General features: G+C 36.9%; 2 protein-coding genes. One reads left to right on the plus strand and one right to left on the minus strand.

The window, feature by feature from the left end; translation table 11 throughout:
* Window positions 1-225: LPXTG cell wall anchor domain-containing protein (locus NXS10_RS08530; protein ID WP_259139442.1), on the plus strand; the 225-nt coding region annotated here is incomplete at its 5' end.
* 616 nt (window positions 226-841) lie between these two features.
* Here NXS10_RS08530 and NXS10_RS08535 read toward each other — a convergent pair.
* Window positions 842-1,235 (minus strand): LPXTG cell wall anchor domain-containing protein (locus NXS10_RS08535; RefSeq protein WP_259139444.1); only part of this gene is annotated, 394 nt, incomplete at its 5' end.

Genomic DNA, 1,235 nt, shown 5'->3' on the forward strand with positions numbered 1-1,235 from the left:
GACGATAAACCAGAAACGAAGCAAACTCACAGTGACGAGATTCCGAAAAAAGAAGTCACAACAGCACCACGTTCTCAAACTCCTAAGACAGTAGCAAAACAAGCGGTATTGCCATCTACAGGGGAAGGGAAAACAGATAATACAATAGCCTTAACTGGTTTAGTAGCTCTCTTAGCAGGTGGCTTTGGATTATCTCAGAAACGACGTACAAAAAAAGAAGATTAAGGGAGTAGAAAACCTCAACTTATAGAGAGTAGTCACTATAAGTCGATATCATCAAATTTAGCGAGAACACATGTTGTTCTCGCTTTTTGGTGCGTAAATTATGATGAAGGAATATCAGTAAATCAATCAAAAAGGGGGGATGAGCAAAATCTGTAAAATCTAACCCTTCAACCTCTACAATTATGCGAAAACTCAATGCGCTTAAGTTTAAAACTTCTTGGAATACACTTTTCTCGAAAAGTATGCTTTCAAGAATTAAGAAAGGAAAAATAAACTTTATTGTATTGTTCAAACGCTTGAATATAGTACGACTCAATGTTGCACTAGGAATTCGCATTCAAATTCAGTGATAAACGATTTTATCGCTCTATTTTCGAATATACTTGATTAACAAAAAGGATTAAATGAAATGCCTTTGAATACAGAATTTTTTAAAAAAACAAAGTTTGATTGTCGTAAGTATCAAAAAAGAGAAGACCAATTTGGTCTTCTCTAAATGGTTAAGATGTTAGTTTTTTCGCAATCCACTATAGTCGGTAATGGGAAAATCTATTTGACCCATACCTAATAAGTCAGTTACTTTACCTGTATCTAGTATTTTTTATCCTAACCATATTTAATTTTTACGACGACGTTTACCTGCTAGTCCAAGTGCACCAAGTAAGAGTGCTAGACCGCCAACAGTAGCTGTTGTCGAATCCTCTTCCCCTGTAGATGGCAGAACAGACTGCTTATTCACTGTGCTAGGAGCTTTAGCTTTTGGACTTTGCATATCAGAATCATCTTCAACTGGTGTATTATCCTTATGAGGTGTCATTTTAGAATCCTTATTAGGTTTTTCAGGATTTGGTTTATTCTCATTATTAGGAACTCCTGGTTGTTTTTTGACTTCCTTATAAACGTAGGTCACATCGGTGTTGCCTGGAACAACTGTGCCGGTTTCTTGTCCGCTTGTCAACTCTGGGACAAGTTCGTAGGTCTTACCATCTGCTGTCGTGATGGTTGCTGGC

Origin of the sequence: Streptococcus sciuri (genome assembly GCF_024814375.1) — a bacterium.
Taxonomy (GTDB): Bacteria; Bacillota; Bacilli; order Lactobacillales; family Streptococcaceae; genus Streptococcus; species Streptococcus sciuri.